The following is a 562-nucleotide window of genomic DNA, read 5'->3' as shown; positions in this document are numbered from 1 at the left end:
AGGCAAACATTAAAAAGACGTTAACGCCACATACGTTACGCCACTCTTTTGCGACACATTTATTGGAAAATGGCGCAGATTTAAGAGCAGTGCAAGAGATGTTAGGTCACTCTGACATATCTACTACCCAACTCTATACACATGTTTCGAAATCTCAAATTAGAAAAATGTATAACCAATTTCATCCTAGAGCATAAAGTGAACCATAACTTAAAAGTCACAATACACATGACTAAAAATGTCTGTGCTATTGTGGCTTTTTTAAATTGGTTGATTAATTACGTCTATGTTTTCTTAATTGAATCGCTTCTTCTTTTGCTGCAATCACTTCTGAACGATCACGCCGCATGTGATGGTCTACAATAAAAGGATCTGTTGCTGTTTCCTGATTATAATCATAGTCTGGATAGTTGGCCTTGATGATGCGTTCAAAGACTGGAGTTATTGGTAATATAACAGATGAAAAAGGCTTTGCTGCATTCAATTTTGCAATCTGTTGCTCAATTAACAATTGATAATCATTTAAATTAAGGTATAACGCATCTCTATCTTTAGCATTTTG

At 34.9% G+C, this 562-nt stretch carries 1 protein-coding gene and 1 pseudogene; one reads left to right on the top strand and one right to left on the bottom strand.

Annotated elements, in window-relative coordinates; translation table 11 throughout:
• Positions 1 to 197 (top strand): tyrosine-type recombinase/integrase (locus IDG60_RS27110; RefSeq protein ID WP_206160362.1); only part of this gene is annotated, 197 nt, incomplete at its 5' end.
• A 77-nt stretch (positions 198 to 274) separates the two neighbouring features.
• Here IDG60_RS27110 and IDG60_RS27105 read toward each other — a convergent pair.
• Positions 275 to 562 (bottom strand): annotated as a pseudogene (locus tag IDG60_RS27105) (DUF309 domain-containing protein); the annotation flags it as partial.

It is taken from the genome of Staphylococcus sp. EG-SA-2 (assembly GCF_017152085.1).
This window is presented reverse-complemented; position numbering and strand designations above follow the sequence as displayed.